At 31.9% G+C, this 17,379-nt stretch carries 14 protein-coding genes; 10 read left to right on the top strand and 4 right to left on the bottom strand.

The annotated features are described in order from the left end of the window. Positions 1–11 precede the first annotated feature (11 nt). Both CVD18_RS23110 and CVD18_RS06210 read left to right on the top strand, forming a co-directional pair. A complete protein-coding gene (locus tag CVD18_RS23110; RefSeq protein WP_233194489.1) occupies positions 12–701 on the top strand; it encodes a hypothetical protein in 690 nt (229 codons plus the stop codon). A 55-nt stretch (positions 702–756) separates the two neighbouring features. Beyond that, the gene (locus CVD18_RS06210; protein ID WP_103864583.1) at positions 757–3,012 is read left to right on the top strand and encodes a S8 family peptidase; all 2,256 of its coding nucleotides are present in this window, start codon (positions 757–759) and stop codon (positions 3,010–3,012) included. Between the two features lie 331 nt (positions 3,013–3,343). Here CVD18_RS06210 and CVD18_RS06205 read toward each other — a convergent pair whose 3' ends face one another. From CVD18_RS06205 to CVD18_RS06195, 3 genes are all read right to left on the bottom strand, one after another. Beyond that, entirely contained in the window at positions 3,344–4,219 is an 876-nt protein-coding gene (locus tag CVD18_RS06205; protein WP_103864582.1) for a hypothetical protein, read from the bottom strand. Continuing rightward, positions 4,197–4,649: a Dps family protein gene (locus tag CVD18_RS06200; RefSeq protein ID WP_103864581.1), complete on the bottom strand. Its 453-nt coding sequence runs from the start codon at positions 4,647–4,649 to the stop codon at positions 4,197–4,199. Before CVD18_RS06200 ends, CVD18_RS06205 begins: the two co-directional genes overlap by 23 nt. A 96-nt stretch (positions 4,650–4,745) precedes the next feature. Continuing rightward, a complete protein-coding gene (locus tag CVD18_RS06195) occupies positions 4,746–5,297 on the bottom strand; it encodes an NUDIX domain-containing protein (protein ID WP_103864580.1) in 552 nt (183 codons plus the stop codon). Between the two features lie 150 nt (positions 5,298–5,447). On the opposite strand from CVD18_RS06195, the gene CVD18_RS06190 reads away from it, so the two are divergent. From CVD18_RS06190 to acs, 7 genes are all read left to right on the top strand, one after another. Next, complete coding sequence (locus CVD18_RS06190) at positions 5,448–5,867, top strand: helix-turn-helix domain-containing protein (protein WP_103864579.1); 420 nt, start codon at positions 5,448–5,450, stop codon at positions 5,865–5,867. A 124-nt stretch (positions 5,868–5,991) separates the two neighbouring features. Continuing rightward, positions 5,992–7,224 (top strand): hypothetical protein, encoded by a 1,233-nt coding sequence (locus CVD18_RS06185; RefSeq protein ID WP_103864578.1) that lies wholly within the window; start codon positions 5,992–5,994, stop codon positions 7,222–7,224. 13 nt (positions 7,225–7,237) lie between these two features. Further along, positions 7,238–7,501, top strand: a complete 264-nt coding sequence (locus CVD18_RS06180; RefSeq protein WP_103864577.1) for a DUF4212 domain-containing protein — start codon at positions 7,238–7,240, stop codon at positions 7,499–7,501. Positions 7,502–7,597: 96 nt separating this feature from the next. After that, the gene (locus tag CVD18_RS06175) at positions 7,598–9,385 is read left to right on the top strand and encodes a sodium:solute symporter family protein (protein ID WP_103864576.1); all 1,788 of its coding nucleotides are present in this window, start codon (positions 7,598–7,600) and stop codon (positions 9,383–9,385) included. Between the two features lie 332 nt (positions 9,386–9,717). Further along, the gene (locus tag CVD18_RS06165; RefSeq protein ID WP_103864574.1) at positions 9,718–12,402 is read left to right on the top strand and encodes a sensor histidine kinase; all 2,685 of its coding nucleotides are present in this window, start codon (positions 9,718–9,720) and stop codon (positions 12,400–12,402) included. A gap of 37 nt (positions 12,403–12,439) precedes the next feature. Beyond that, on the top strand, positions 12,440–12,808 hold the full coding sequence (locus tag CVD18_RS06160) for a response regulator transcription factor (RefSeq protein WP_255409420.1): 369 nt from the start codon (positions 12,440–12,442) through the stop codon (positions 12,806–12,808). A 148-nt stretch (positions 12,809–12,956) separates the two neighbouring features. After that, on the top strand, positions 12,957–14,909 hold the full coding sequence (acs, locus tag CVD18_RS06155) for an acetate--CoA ligase (RefSeq protein WP_103864573.1): 1,953 nt from the start codon (positions 12,957–12,959) through the stop codon (positions 14,907–14,909). Positions 14,910–14,974: 65 nt separating this feature from the next. On the opposite strand, the gene CVD18_RS06150 is transcribed toward acs, so the two are convergent. Next, positions 14,975–16,066, bottom strand: coding sequence for a M42 family metallopeptidase (locus CVD18_RS06150; protein ID WP_103864572.1), 1,092 nt, complete (start codon positions 16,064–16,066; stop codon positions 14,975–14,977). 142 nt (positions 16,067–16,208) lie between these two features. On the opposite strand from CVD18_RS06150, the gene CVD18_RS06145 reads away from it, so the two are divergent. After that, a complete protein-coding gene (locus CVD18_RS06145) occupies positions 16,209–16,889 on the top strand; it encodes a DUF4294 domain-containing protein (RefSeq protein WP_233194488.1) in 681 nt (226 codons plus the stop codon). Positions 16,890–17,379 lie beyond the last annotated feature (490 nt).

The raw sequence follows: 17,379 nt of genomic DNA, 5'->3' as shown, positions 1-17,379 counted from the left end.
AATCACACAACATGAAAAAAATAATTTTTATACTAGTATTATTAGGGTTAAGCTTTGGAGTAGAAGCCCAGGATTTAATCAGTGGAGGAAAAAACTCATGGATTTTTCATACTCCAGATGATGATAGAACTACACTTTATATCGCTCCAAAAACCAACGGAAATTGGGATTGGGGTAAACAAACAGTTTTTTTAAATGATGGTAAAGTGAATTTTTCAAATACTATATCTGTTAATGGTGACATTTCAGGAAATAACATTATTAGTCAAGGAAAAAACTCATGGATTTTCCATACACCAGATGATGATAGAACTACACTTTATATCGCTCCAAGAACTAATGGGAATTGGGATTGGGGTAAACAAACAGTTTTTTTAAATGATGGTAAAGTAAATTTTTCAAATAATATATCTGTTAGAGGTAAGATAGAAACCAAAGAAATCATAGTGACAACAAGTCCGACAGCAGATTTTGTTTTTGAATCAGATTATCAATTACCATCTTTAAGTTTTATAGAAAAACATATAAAAAACAAAAAACATTTACCAGAAATAGCATCAGCAAAAGAAATGGAGAAAAACGGTGTTAATATAGGTGAGTTTCAAATACAATTACTTCAAAAAATTGAAGAATTAACGCTGTATATAATTCAACAAGAAAAACGTATTAATAAGCTAGAGACCAAATTAATCAAAGAGTAAATAAATTTAAATAATATATCTGTTTTCAAGATGATAATATTTAATAAAGAACATTATGAAAAATAATATAACATATAAAATACTAACTTTAATACTACTGTTTGTTACGGTACATGTTTTTGGGCAAGAAAAATCCGATGATTTCTATTATTACAAAGGAGAAAAATTCTTTTTAGATGTAAACACTAAAACTATTTCTATTTCATTTGAAGGAGAAAATTCTATTAATTCTTTTAAATCTTTACATAGTAACTCAGAAAAAATAACAGAAATAACTGAAGATAATGCGAGAGCTACTGTAATTTCGATAGACGATAAAACTACCAATAAGAAACATATAAAAAGCTATTATATGGAAATATCGATGACAAAAGATATGTCAAAAGCTAATTATTATAAAAAGATTGAATCCTATAAGAAGTTACCTAATGTCTTAATGGCTTCTCCAGCATATATGACTAAAGGAGGAACAGAATTCGGATTGTCAAATAATTTTTATGTAAAGCTTAGAGATAAAAATGATGTTGATGTTTTGTATAAAAAAGCAAAAGAGTTAGATATTGAGGTATTGGGTTATAATGAGTATATGCCGCTTTGGTTTACACTTTCTGTAACCCCTAAAAGTAAATTAAATGCAATACAATTTGCTAATGTCTTTTATGAAATGGGATGGTTCGAAAGTACAGAGCCAGCTTTTGTATATCATGATTTACAAAATTCTAACGATTCTCATTTTAATGATCAATGGACATTAAGGAATACAGGTCAAAGTGGAGGCATTTCTGGAGTTGATATTAAAATAGAACAGGCTTGGAATATATCCACAGGCAACAATGTAAATGTAGCAGTAGTGGATCAAGGGATTGAAATGAATCATCCTGATTTTCAGGCTAATATAGTAGGTACAGGGTTTGATGCACAAACTAATACTATTCCTTCACAAGTAAGAGGGGCACATGGAGTCGCGTGTGCAGGTATTATAGGAGCTGTTAAAGATAATAATATCGGTATAGCGGGTGTTGCCCCTTCTTCAGGATTAATTTCTGTAAGTGTAGGTTTTTCTGGAACAACAATACAAATGTTGGCTAATGGAGTTAATTGGGCATGGCAAAATGGAGCTGATGTGATTAGTAATTCATGGGGAGGAGGAAGCCCGAGTTCTATCTTTGATAATGCAGTAAATAACGCATTATCTAATGGAAGAAATGGACTAGGTAGTATAGTTGTTTTTTCGAGTGGGAATGATAATGTTAATGGGGCTCAATATCCTTCAAACTCAAACCCTTTGATTTTGTGTGTAGGAGCAATAGATAGATGTGGAATTAGATCAGGTAGAATAGATATTATCCCTCAATCTTGTGATCCATGGTGTTCTAATTGTAGAAAAGGTAGTAGTTATGGAACTCCTTTGGATGTAGTGGCAGGAGGAACAAGTACACCCACAACAGACAGACAAGGAGATGTTTCAGGAAATGGAGACTATAACCCATGGGCAAATAGTCCACCAAATAATTATTCTAATTACGACTATAATAGATGGTTTGGAGGTACTTCTGCTGCTTGCCCTTATGTTGCAGGAGTTGCGGCATTGGTGTTAAGTGTTGATTCTAGTTTAACTGTTCATGAGGTAAATGATATTATCGAACAATCTGCCCAGAAAGTGACAACGAATTTATACACGTATTCTAGTACAAATGGACGTCTAAATGGAACATGGAATAATCAATTAGGATATGGCTTAGTGAATGCATATCAGGCTGTACTGTTGGCTCAGAATTGTCAGAATGATTTGGTAATTACCCAAAATGTAGTTTCTGGACAAACTGATATCCAAGAAGCAAGCAACGTGATAACTGCCAGTAATACCATTTTTAGTGGAGCAACAGCAGCATATGATGCAGGAACGGTTATAAAGTTAAAAAGTGGTTTTACTGCTAGATCAGGATCATCTTTTAGAGCATATATAGAGGGGTGTTCAGCAAGAAATTTGACTAGAGAAGAACCAAATAGCGAACAAGAATTGATTACTTATGAAAACATTGAAGTTGAAACCAATTCTTTAGAAAAAACAGAGATAGTTTCAGTGTATCCCAATCCAACTAATAATATGTTAACAGTGAGTAGTAAAGAGCATGTGAAAAACTGGGAGCTAAAAGATCATATAGGTAGGTATACAGAGAAGTCCAAATTGAAAGGTAAATATTTTTATAAAGATCGATTTAGTATTAATCATTTACCAGTAGGTTTATACATCTTAAAAGTAACTTTAACCAATGGTAATATAATTTATAAGAATATAGTGAAAAAATAATATATTGTATCAAGACTAATTTTCAATGAAGTACCTCAGAACAAAATTTGTTTATTAGAAATTTATGTTATGAGTTCGTTTCAAAATTATTGATTTAGTTAGATGTGCATATTTTAATTTATGAAGCCACATTTTTTCATGAGAAATGAAAAAATGTGGCTTCTTTTTTATTTTTTACCTGAACCAAAAATAATTCAATTCAGGTTATTATGATTCATTTAAATTATTCTTCCTTTCTCGAAAATTGAGCGTAGCCGAAGCCTAGTATTATGAAAACTATAGTTGCAGTTCTTACATAGAATTCATATTAATAAACAATAGATGTGGGGTGTCATTTAAACCGATACTCATATAACCCAGCTTTTTGTAAGCCTTTTTTTTCATCGGTGATATAAAGTGTTGAGTCATTCTTAAAACAAATCCCTTCTTTTTGTGAAGTGTGATATAATTTGATTTTTTGGATGTTAGCATCTGATAAGTTAGTATCATTAAAATTGCTAAGTAAAAATATTTTGTTATGAGTAAGTAGTGCAATTTTGTCTCCAGAAGAATTGATGGTAGCACCAGTAATAAGACAATCAGATGGATCGTTACAAGTTGTGTAATTGCCAACAAGTTTTGCAATGTGCTTTCCTGATTCTGTAGGAACTCTATATACTGTAGTGATTCCTCTTTTATCTTTTCCTCTATTTTTTGTAAATAAATACAAGTTGTTATTGAAACATAAAAAGGCTTCTACGTCAAAATTCAGATTCTTTTTCTTTGGAGGAAATTTTTTTTGATCAGGAAAAGAAAACTCTATTTTTGATACAGATGTTTTTTCAGAAAAAGGAGGAGAAACTTTATAAATCCTCAAATTCTTTCTGTCATTACTATTATTACCAAAATCACCAATATAGAGAGTATCTTTTTTACCATATGCAAGGTCTTCCCAGTCTATGTTTTTTGTTTTGGGAATTTTAATTTTTTTTAGAATTTTACCCTTTTGATTCAAGCAAAATAAAGTATTGCTATTACCAGAATCGTTTATAGCATATAATTTTTGATCAGACAATAAAGCTATGCCTGATATTTCATGTAAATCATTTGATAGATCAGTAATCTTTATCAATTGATTTACCTTATTCTTTTGACAACTAACAGTTATAGTTGTCAAAAGAATAAGATATGATAGTTTTACTATATTAATTTCTTTGATTCCAAGCATTAAGCATCCAGCTTATTTTTTCTAATTCACCTACATAAGTTCCAGTAATATCCAGAGTACCATCATCACCTACATTTTCAGCTTCTTTGATTACGATTTTTAATTGTCTTAAAAGAGCCTTATGATCTTCTAAAATAGCAGCTACCATCTTTTGATCAATTAATGTTGTTTCTGATTCATTTATATTAGATAAATCTAAATATGAACTAAAATTACTTACTGGATTACCTCTTAATGTTAAAATTCGTTCTGCAATTTCATCAATTTTTAATTTAGCATCCTCATACAATTCTTCAAACTTTACATGAAGTTCAAAAAAATGCGAACCAGTTATATTCCAATGAAAATTTCTAAGCTTTTGATAATGCATATGATAATCTGCTAATAAAATATTTAAAGCATCGATTGTTTTTGTGTTGGTATCTTCCATAGTTTTTGTTTATTGGTTTTTTAATTGTAATACAAAATTACTATAATAAAATTATGGTTTATGAAGTTACAATAGATTATTCTAATAAATACATTATTAGAATTGATTTGTGATTTCCTTAAGAACTAAATTATAATAATCTTTTGTGTGCGTGACATATGTTTTAGAATAGTTTGGGTTTTGTAGATAAAGAATTAGTTTCTCTATAGGAATAAGAGTAATATCAGATACCTCTTCTTTTTGAAGCGTTAAGCTTGTTGTAGGAACTCGAAGTTTGGATAAATATATATGATTGAATTCGTTATCATAAAACCCTGCTTTAGGTTTTTTTTTACTAAGATAGGTGTGAATATATTTTAAGTCATTTGTTGATACACAAATACCAATCTCTTCCTTAATTTCTCTAATAGCAGAATTTTGTGCAGTTTCACCTGCAGAAATATGACCCGCGACAGAAATATCCCATAGACCAGGGTATGTATCTTTATTACTAGCACGTTTCTGTAATAATACCTCTCCTTTATTAGTAAAAAACCAAATATGCACGCTAGCATGATATAAACCTAATCGATGCGCTTCTGATTTTAACTTAACAATGCCTGTGTATTCACCAGTTTTATAAAGTATATCGATAAACTCGTCTGACATAATGTGATTCACTATTTTTCATTAATGTGGTGTAAATAAAAGGATATATTCAATAAAAATTAACTGTTTGTTGTAATATTTCAATATAAATATTAAACTATTGTTATATTTTTATTGCTAAAATGATATATTTATGCAAAAATACTATATATGACTGTTAAAGTTTGCCCAAATTGTAGTTCGTCAGACAATATAAAGAGTGGAGTGATAAATAAGAGGCAGCGATATCGTTGCAAAAAATGTAATTATTACTTTACGGTAAACAAGTTGGGTAAAAAAATAGATGACTATTATGTAAACAAAGCACTACAACTCTATTTAGAAGGCCTTACATATCGTGAGATAGAACGAATACTAGGAATCTCTCATGTCAGTGTTATGAATTGGGTTAAAAAATATAATATTAAGCGACCATACAATTCACAGTATCACTCAACCTATAAGATTTTGAATGCATTTGAGTTAGCAAATTATTTTCAATCACCTGATAATATAAAAGGAGCAGGAGTTGTAGTAACAGAGTTGGGAGATAAGTTTATGCTTATTAAATGGGAGCGTTTTAGAGAATAACTATAGTGATTAGCAAATAACTATACTGATTTTTACTGCCACACATAATTTTTAGAATTTTAACAAGTGCACAACACTACATAAAGTAGTACAATTCATTTTCTACAAATCAAATTCTTAAATTATGAAAAACTTCATATTACTACTTTTTTTAGGTAGTTTTTTGATTCCATACTCAGCTTTTTCGCAAGGTTCTCCAGATTATACAGGAGGACTAAAAGTAAAACTCAATGAGGATGGTTCAAAATATTTTAGGGTAATCTCTTGGGCTCAGTTTTGGGCCAAATACACAGATGATGTTCCTGATAGCGAAAGTAATGTTGATTTCAGTATACGAAGAGCTCGAGTTCTTATGTATTCTCAGATCAATAAAGACTTTTTGATCCTTACTCATTTTGGAATAAATAGTTTGAATGCAGATAATCAACATCCAGTAGGAAAAGGAGAAAGTTCGCAATTATTCCTTCATGATGTATGGGCTCAATACAGCTTAGGATCAAAACATGCTATAGGGGCAGGACTTCATTATTGGAACGGTATCTCACGACTTAATAATCAAAGTACACTCAATATGATGACACTGGATAATAACAGACAGTCATGGGCTAATATTGGGTTATCTGATCAATTTGCAAGACATATTGGAATTTATGCCAAAGGATCATTTGGTAAATTACAATATAGAGTAGCAATCAATGAGTCGATTACTGATAATCTGCAGGCAGAAGAAGAACCAGTAGCAAATGGTCCAGCAGTATATGCAGGAAGAAGGCTATTAGGATCTAAAGATGCAGGGAAGAATTTTGCAGGTTATTTTGATTATAATTTCTTTGATCAAGAATCGAATTTCTTACCCTATAAAGTGGGAACCTACTTGGGAGGTAAAAAAGTGTTTAATGTAGGAGCAGGGTTCTTTTATCACCCAAAAGGTAGTGTATCACTCAATTCAACACGAGCTCTAGAAGGAGAAGATGTTGCGGTATTTGCTGTAGACGCATTTTATGATGCACCTCTAGGAGAAAACGGATCAGCAATCACTGCATATGCAACCTATCAAAATAATGATTATGGAAAAAATTATACACAAGGACAAACCTATGAAACAGGTTCTATGATATATAGCCATGTAGGATATTTGATACCAAATGATAATAAAAAAATTAAATTTCAACCATATACATCTTTTAATTTACGCTCAATTGATGCTATAGATGATAATGCCACCACTTTTGGAGTAGGAGCTAATGCCTATATAAGTGGACATAATTCTAAATTAACATTAGAATATCAAAACACAAAGTACGGTAATAATGACTCAAATAGCTATGTTACCCTACAAGCAATGATCTATCTCTAAAAAAAATATAATCATGTCAGAACAACAACGAAAAGCCAGTGCCTACTGGAAAGAAAATGTAAAGTACTTATTTATTTTGCTAGCTATATGGTTTGCTGTATCCTATGGAGCAGGAATACTTTTTAAAGATCAATTAAATCAATTTCATATGGGAGGTTTTCCTCTTGGGTTTTGGTTCGCACAACAAGGTTCAATCTATGTATTTGTAGTAATCATTTTTATATATGTTCGATTAATGAACAAATTAGATAAAAAATATGGGTACGATAAAGATTAAATGAATAGAATGATTGTATTGGGGGAATAAGAAACGTCTTTAATTATTTCATACGATCGAAATAAGATTATAAAACAACTTTTAAAAAAATATATTATGAGTGTTCAAATATGGACTTATATCTTGGTAGGGATTACTTTTGCTTTGTATATAGGAATAGCAATCTGGTCACGGGCAGGTTCTACAAAAGAATTTTACGTAGCAGGAGGAGGGGTGTCACCTCTGGCAAACGGAATGGCAACAGCAGCCGATTGGATGAGTGCCGCATCATTTATTTCTATGGCTGGAATTATTGCTTTTTCAGGATATGACGGAGCAGTTTACTTAATGGGATGGACAGGAGGATATGTGTTATTGGCACTATTATTAGCTCCTTATTTAAGGAAATTCGGAAAATTTACTGTGCCTGATTTTATAGGAGACAGGTATTATTCAAAAACAGCAAGATCAGTAGCTGTATTCTGCGCATTATTAGTGTCATTTACATATGTAGCTGGGCAAATGAGAGGTGTTGGAATTGTGTTTTCTAGATTTTTAGAAGTAGACATTAATACAGGAGTGATCATAGGGATGATCATTGTACTTTTCTATGCAGTACTAGGAGGAATGAAAGGAATTACTTATACCCAGGTAGCACAATATTGTGTGCTTATTTTTGCATTTATGGTACCTGCAATATTTATCTCTATCCAGATGACAGGTAACCCTATTCCACAATTAGGATTCGGTGGTACAGTAACCGATGGTTCAAATATGTATCTTTTAGAAAAACTAGATGGACTAAGTACAGAGCTTGGATTTTCTGCATATACGGATGGTTCTAAGTCAATAATTGATGTATTTGCAATAACATTAGCGTTGATGGTAGGAACAGCAGGATTACCACACGTAATAGTTAGATTCTTTACAGTGAAACGAGTAAAAGATGCTCGTAAATCAGCAGGATATGCATTATTATTGATAGCCATATTGTATACTACAGCCCCAGCAGTTGCTGTTTTTGCAAAAACAAACCTTATAGAATCTGTACAGAATAAGAAATATGAAGAACTCCCTATGTGGTTCAAAAATTGGGAAGATATTGGATTGTTAGGATGGACAGATAAAAACGGTGATGGACAAGTGCAATACGCAAAAGGCCATTCTGTAGAAGGCAATAAAAATAAACCTGTATTTGATGGAAAAAATAGAGGAACACATGGAGAACGTACTATTACAAATGTAAATGCAGCTACCAAAAATGAGCTTTTTGTAGATAGAGATATCATGGTATTAGCAAATCCAGAAATAGCAAACCTACCCAATTGGGTAATTGCACTAGTTGCAGCAGGAGGATTAGCAGCAGCTTTGTCAACCGCAGCAGGATTATTATTAGTAATATCATCATCAGTATCTCACGACCTTATCAAGAAGATGATCAAACCAGACATTTCTGAAAAAGGAGAATTGATAGCGGCACGTCTTTCTGCTGTAGCCGCTGTATGTGTTGCAGGATACTTTGGAATTAACCCACCTGGATTTGTCGCAGCAGTCGTCGCATTGGCATTTGGTTTGGCAGCCGCCTCTTTCTTTCCAGCAATTGTATTAGGAATATTCTACAAGAGGATGAACAAAGAAGGAGCGGTAGCAGGAATGGTAGTCGGAATTTTGTGTATGTTACTATATATGATGAAATACAGACTAGGTTGGTTTGATGAAACCGTTCCTCCATCTAGTGAATGGTGGTTTGGGATTTCTCCCGAAGGGTTTGGAGCTGTTGCGATGGTAATTAATTTTGTAGTATCATTAGTAGTATCTGCATTTACTTCTGCACCTCCTAAAGATGTTCAAGAGATTGTAGAAAACATAAGAATTCCTAGTGGAGCAGGAGAAGCTACACATTAACAAAACTATTCTTTGAAGTTAAACGTAAAGGAACTATAGACCTGACAGGGATTTGAGCCTTGTCAGGTTTATAAAAAAAAGAAAAATTTAAAATGATTAAATTTAACGTATCTACTTTCAAATTAGTAAGTAATCGTTTTAATGTATGAAGAAACGTCATCAGCAAAAATTAGTTGTTCTATCTATAGCATTACTTTTTCTATTTAATGTTCCTTTGATATTTATGTTTAATCATTCAGGGAGCATTTTTGGATTTCCAGTATTGTACTTTTTTATATTCTTGATATGGGCAATCTCAATTTTAGTTTCTTTTAATATTCTAAAAAGATATTATGAATAGTTATATATTAATATTCATAATCATAGGATACTTATTACTCTTATTTGGTATTGCTTTTTGGGCAGAAAAAAAAGCAAGAAACTCTTGGGTTAATAATCCATACGTATATACATTATCACTAGCAGTATATTGTTCTGCTTGGACATATTATGGCAGTGTTGGGATAGCAGCTACTTCTGGAGTAAGCTTTTTGACGACCTATATGGGACCCGTAATAGCTTTTCCTATTTGGATTGTAGTATTAAAAAAAATAATTAAAATTTCTAAACAGCATAAAGTCTCAAGTATTGCTGATTTTATATCCCTTAGATATGGTAATGATCGCTTTTTAGGAGCTTTGGTTACAGTGATTTGTGTATTAGGAGTAGTACCATATATATCATTGCAACTTAAAGCTGTTTCAGAAACATTTGGGATAATCTCTAATAACCCTATAAATTCTTCTGGAACAATTTTTAAAGATTCTACATTTTATATAGCAGTTTTATTAGCTGTTTTTGCCGCTTTTTTTGGAACAAGAACAACAGATGCAACACGACGTAGGCAAGGAATAGTGTTTTCTGTAGCAGTAGAATCGGTAATAAAATTAGTATTCTTTTTGGGAGTAGGAAGCTATGTAACCTATTTTCTTTTTGATGGAACCACAGATATTTATAATCAAATAGTAATAAACGAGGATTTTGAAGCCTTAACCACATTCGATAGCTTAGAGTCAGGGATTAATTGGTATTTTATGATAGCATTATCATTTTTGGCCATATTTTTATTGCCCAGACAATTTCATATATCAGTAATCGAAAATACAAACCAAAAGCATCTTAAAAATGCAATTTGGATGTTTCCCCTATACCTCTTATTATTTAATGTATTTGTGATTTTTATTGCTTGGGGAGGAAAATTAAGGTTAGAAGATACAGCCAATCCCGATTATTATTCATTGTTATTACCACTACAAAACGGAGATGTTTCATTAGCAATATTAGTGTTTTTAGGAGGGTTCTCTGCTGTAATTTCGATGGTAGTAGTTTCAACGCTAGCCTTATCGACTATGCTTAGTAATAATTTGATCATTCCCTATGGTTTTCTAGATAAATTTAGTAAAAGTCGCCCCAAGCGTAATGCTAATTATATTAAGAACATTAGAAGAATAGCTATTTTTTCTTTGATATTAGGAGCCTACTTTTTTTACATTAATTTCAATATAGAATTATCATTATTCTCAATAGGGCAATTATCATTTGTTGTCATAGCGCAACTGGCTCCATCTTTTTTTATTGGATTATTTTGGAATAGAGGATCCTCTATTGCGGCCAAAGTAGGAATTATAACAGGAACACTAGTTACCACCTATACCTTGATATTGCCTTTTGTGCTTGATGCTATTTTTGGTGATATGAACTTTATCGTTTATGGCCCTTTTCAAAATGAACTTTTACGACCCTATGCATTATTTGGAATTGATTTCCTAAACCCTGTGACACATGCCTTTTTCTGGAGTATATTTTTTAATAGTCTTTTATATTTGGGAGTATCCCTCTCTTTCAAAGGAAACTATAGAGAACGTAATTATGCAGAAATGTTTGTAGATAGTAATTATAACTCTTTACAAGAAAACGCATTTGTATGGAAAGGTGAAGCCTATGTATCTGATATAAGAAAAGCATTGAATAGATTCTTAGGAGAACAACGTACAGAACGTGCTTTGAATTTGTTTTATCAAAAATATGACCTTCCAAAAAATGCGAAAAAAGCAGATGCCAGATTGATTAATTTTTCTGAAAAACTATTGACAGGAAGTATTGGTAGTGCCTCTTCACGAATACTTATTGCCAGTGTGGTAAAAGAACAACCAGTAAGTCTTATAGAAGTTTTAGAAATCTTGGAAGAAAATAAAGAAACAATTTCTACCAATAAATTTTTGAAAGAGAAATCTGATAAATTGATACAATTAACAAGTGAATTAAAAAAGGTTAATGAAGAATTAAAGCATCATGATAAACTCAAAGATGAATTTTTGGATACAGTCGCGCATGAATTAAAAACCCCAATTACTTCAATAAGAGCGGCATCAGAAGTTTTATTAGATAATCAAGATATGCCTGATAAACTTAGAGAGCAATTTCTGGATAATATAGTAGATGACTCAGAACGTTTGGCAACATTAATTCATAACATACTTGATTTAGAAAAATTAGCTTCGGGAAGAGAAATGCTAGATAAGAAAATTAATAATCTAAATCACACTATCGAGAAAGCGATATCAGGAGTGCACACTATTGCAGAGAAGAAAAGTATAAAAATTATCATGACAGAAATGCAAAGCGTGTTCTCTGTTAGGTATGACGAAGATAGAATTCATCAAGTGCTTACAAATCTGCTTTCTAATGCCATCAAATTTGTAGAAGAGAAAAAAGGAATAGTAAAAATATCTTCCAAAAAAATTAAGAATTATATAAGAATAAGTATTGAGGATAATGGAAAAGGTATTCCCGCAGAGGATATGAAATATATTTTTGATAAATTTTACCAGTCTAAAAACCAAAACGTTAAAAAGCCAGTAGGAAGTGGTTTTGGATTGGCAATAAGTAAACAAATTATAGAAGGACATAATGGTAGAATCTGGGCAGATGAAAATTATAAAACAGGAGCTCGTTTTGTAATTGAAATCCCTAATTAACACTAATAAAAAAATAGCTAATATAAAAGAGGAAATTTTGAACAGAAAAAAGATATTGATAGTTGATGATGAACCAAATATTGTAATGTCTTTAGAGTACACATTCAAAAAGAATAATTACGAGGTTTTTATCGCTCGAGACGGGAGTGAAGCCATCGAGATATTGAAAACGCAAATACCAGATGTTGTTCTTTTGGATATTATGATGCCTAATGTAGATGGGTATCAAACTCTGGAACATATAAGGTCTGATGCCAGTACAAAAAATATTAAGGTTGTATTTCTAACTGCAAAAAATAAAGTGTCAGATATAGAAAAAGGCCTAGCACTGGGAGTAGATAAATATTTAACCAAACCATTTTCAATAAAAAAAATTATGACAGAGATAGATGAACTAATAACATAAAAAAGCTAATGTATTGCCCTTTAAAGATTAAGGAAAAAGAATATTTTTTAGGTTGTTTACACCCTAATAAGAGTCACTTGTCGATAATTTTTTGACGATGACATGTTTTACAAGAATTTAATAGAGCGAATTACAAATATCACGAATCATGAAAATAAAAGACACACTTCAGCTTAGTTCTTTTGCTGAGTACAAAGAAGCCTATCAGGAAAGTATTAATAAACCAGAAGAATTTTGGGATGCTATCGCAGAAAAATTCTACTGGCATAAACGATGGGATAAGACATTAGAATGGGATTTTACAAAACCTGAGGTAAAATGGTTTGAAGGTGGTAAACTAAATATTACAGAAAATTGCTTAGATAGGCATTTAGAAAAATTTGGTAATAAAACAGCTATAATATGGGAACCTAATGACCCGACAGAAGAGTCACGTCATATCACCTATAAACAACTCCATGTAAAAGTTTGTCATTTTGCCAATGTTTTAAAAAATAATGGTATCAAAAAAGGAGATAGAGTTTGTTTGTATATGCCAATGATTCCTGAATTAGCAATAGCAATGTTAGCGTGTGCTCGAATCGGAGCAATACACTCTATAGTATTTGCTGGGTTTTCTAGTACAGCTATCGCCAGTCGTATTAATGATTCAGAATGTAAAATGTTGATCACAGCCAATGAAGTGTATAGAGGAGCAAAACCTGTAAAACTAAAAGAGATGTGTGATGAAGCCCTAAAAAGCACGCCATCTATAGAAACAGTGATTGTATACAGAAGAACAGTTGAACCAACACCAATGCAAGAAGGAAGGGATAAGTTTTGGTTTGATGAGTTGCAAAAAGTAGAAAAAGAATGTCCAGCAGAAATAATGGATGCAGAAGATATACTATTTATATTATATACATCTGGTTCTACAGGTAAGCCAAAAGGAATGGTACATACAACAGGAGGATATATGGTATATACAACATACACCTTTGCAAATGTATTTCAGTGTGATCATTTTGCTCCTACAGGGCAAGATATACATGCCAAAAAGCAAGATGATGTATATTGGTGTACTGCAGATATTGGTTGGATAACAGGGCATTCATATATAATTTATGGCCCATTGGCGGCAGGAGCAACAACCGTAATGTTTGAAGGAGTGCCAAGTTACCCTGATTATGGTCGTTTTTGGGAAATTTGTGATAAGCTTAATGTAACCCATTTTTATACAGCACCCACAGCAATTCGCGCATTAGCAAAACAACCATTAGATTTAGTAAATAAACATAACCTTTCTTCTATAAAAGTATTAGGTTCTGTAGGAGAGCCAATAAATGAAGAAGCATGGCACTGGTATAATGATAATATAGGAAAAGGAAACTCACCTATTGTTGATACTTGGTGGCAGACAGAAACTGGAGGAGTAATGATTTCACCTTTAGCAGGGATTACCCCAACTCGACCTACATTTGCAACACTTCCATTACCAGGGATTCAACCCGTCTTGATGGATGCAGAGGGCAAAGAAATAGAATTTAAGTCAAAAAGCTCAGAAGGAAGATTAGCAATTAAGTTTCCGTGGCCATCTATGGCAAGAACAATTTATGGTAACCATCAACGATATAAAGATGTATATTTCTCTACGTATGAAAATATGTATTTTACTGGGGATGGAGCTTATAGAGACGCAACAGGTAATTATAGAATTACAGGTAGAGTAGATGATGTAGTTATTGTTTCAGGGCATAATTTAGGTACAGCACCAATAGAAAATGCAATTAATGAGCACTTATCGGTAGCAGAATCAGCAATCGTAGGCTTCCCACATGACGTAAAAGGAACAGCATTATATGCATATGTTACCTTATATGATGATCAAGTAGCAGATGAAGGGTTGATTAATGAAATTAGAAAGCAAGTATCAGATACTATCGGACCAATTGCAAAACCAGATAAAGTTCAGTTTGTGAGTGGGCTTCCAAAAACTAGAAGTGGTAAAATAATGCGTAGAATACTACGAAAAATCGCTTCAAATGACACTTCCAATCTAGGAGACACATCTACATTATTAAATCCTGATGTAGTTCAGGAAATAATGGAGAATGTAGTATAATAAAAAAGAGGGGTTTGAAAATCAAACCCCTCTTTTTTATAATTAGATGTTATTTATAGAAAAAATTACTTCTCAAAGTAGCTAAAACTTTCTCCTTCTTTAATATTTAGTAAACTTTCATAGATAAGTTTGATAACATTTTCTACATCATCCCTATGTACCATTTCTACAGTAGTGTGCATATATCGAAGAGGTAAAGAAATTAAAGCAGAAGCAACACCACCATTACTATAAGCAAAAGCATCAGTGTCTGTACCAGTCATTCTACTAGAAGCCATACGTTGAAAAGGAATCTTTTTGTTCTCGGCAGTATCAATAAGTAATTCTCTAAGTCTATTCTGTACAGCAGGAGCATAAGAAATTACAGGACCGTCACCAATTTTAGTTTCACCCTGAGTTTTCTTCTCAATCATAGGAGTAGTAGTATCATGACAAACATCAGTAACAATAGCAACGTCAGGTTTAATCGTTTGAGTAATCATCTCGGCACCTCTTAGTCCTATTTCTTCTTGAACCGAATTAGTAATATATAATCCAAAAGGAAGCTTATCTTTATTCTCACTAAGTAAACGGGCAACCTCTGCAATCATAAAACCACCCATGCGATTATCTAGCGCTCTACAAACAAATTTATCTTTGTTTAAAATAAAAAACTCATCTGGATAAGTAATTACACACCCTACATGAACTCCAAGTTTTAAAACCTCTTCTTTGGTGTTACACCCAACATCAATACATATATTCTCTAGAGTAGGAGCTTGTTCTTTGGCTCCTTTTCTAGTATGTATTGCAGGCCAGCCAAATACACCTTTTATAATACCTTTTTTGGTATGGATATTTACACGTTTTGAAGTAGCAATCTGGTGATCGCTCCCACCATTTCTAATAACATAAATAAGACCATTATCTGTGATATAATTTACATACCATGAGATTTCATCTGCATGTCCCTCTATCACAACTTTATATTTTGCTTTTGGGTTAATTACACCTACAGCAGTTCCATACGTATCTGTGATAAATTCATCAACATATGGTTTTAGGTAATTCATCCATATTTTTTGACCTTCCCATTCATATCCTGTAGGAGCTGGGTTGTTCAGGTATTTTTCGAGAAAAGTCAAGGACTTTTTATTTAATATGCTCTTTTTTGCCATTATTTAACTTCTTTTTACTGCGAAAATAACAATATTCACATTCATTTTACAGTTTACAAATGGTTTATTACTAATTTTGGAACAATTTTAGAAAGACTCTTAACCTGTTATGTTAAAATATTTATTATTTATATTATTTGTAATGTTTACTTTTTGTACCTCTGCTCAAAAAGTATATAAACCTGTAGATACATCAAACGTAGATACAACCAATTATGTACAGTATTATATTATAGAAGGAGATACAATACTACATGAGTCTATAGGTCTGGATGAAGTGATAATTCTTGGAAAACTTAAGTTTAAAGATAAATTTGCAAGAAGGAAATATCTAATACTTAGACGTAAAACAAGAAAAGTCTATCCCTATGCAAAATTAGCAGCAGATAGATTATCCGTTCTTAATGAAAGATTAGAAAACATCAATTCCAAAAAGCAACGAAAACGGTATGTGAAAATGTTGCAAAAATACATGGAAGAAGAGTTTACAGCAGAATTAAAAAAACTAACACGTACAGAAGGGCAAATACTTGTTAAGTTGGTATATCGTCAAACAGGTAAAACAATGTTTGAACTTGTCAAAGAATATAGAAATGGGTGGAGAGCTTTTTGGTATAATAACACAGCTAGACTTTTTAATATATCATTAAAAGAAAAATATGATCCAATTAATGTAGAAGAAGATTATTGGATAGAAGATGTATTACAAAGGAGTTTTCAGTCTGGTATATTAAAGGAACAGAAAACAGCATTAGATTTTAGTTTTTATGATTTAAGGAATAAGTGGTCAGGTAATGCAAAGACAACTTCTATAAAAAGATAATGAATCAATAGAGAGACTATTTATATAATGAAACGTATACTATATATAATAGTACGTTTTATTCCTAAAATGAAGAGGATTGATCAGATTATGATAGTAAGCTATACAAAAAGTTAGAATGTTTTGTTTTTTTTAAATAAAATTTCATATATTAGATGCTTATCTTTTTTAAAATCAGCAAGTTGTTAATTTATTATAAATAAACTGCAAATTTTATGTTATTATTTAGATAAAAGGTTGTAGGTTTGCAACCGCAAAACGGAGCAGTGTTTTGGTTAGTTCATTGATAAGGATTTTGGTTTAGGTTTTAAAAAAATAATTAAAAATAAATCAAAAAAAGCTTTGCGGGATAATAAAAGGTTGTATATTTGCACCCGCTTAGAGAAACAAGCAAAGTTCATTAAAAAATTATACAGGAGTAGAACACGTATTATAAGTGTTTATAAGGTTCGATTCCTTATTGATTAACAAAGAGCTAGTGGCGAAGAAG

The sequence above is a fragment of the Aquimarina sp. I32.4 genome (assembly GCF_002924285.1).
Lineage (GTDB): Bacteria > Bacteroidota > Bacteroidia > Flavobacteriales > Flavobacteriaceae > Aquimarina.
Note: the sequence above shows the minus strand (reverse complement) of the source record. Positions and strands in the feature narration are given on the sequence as shown.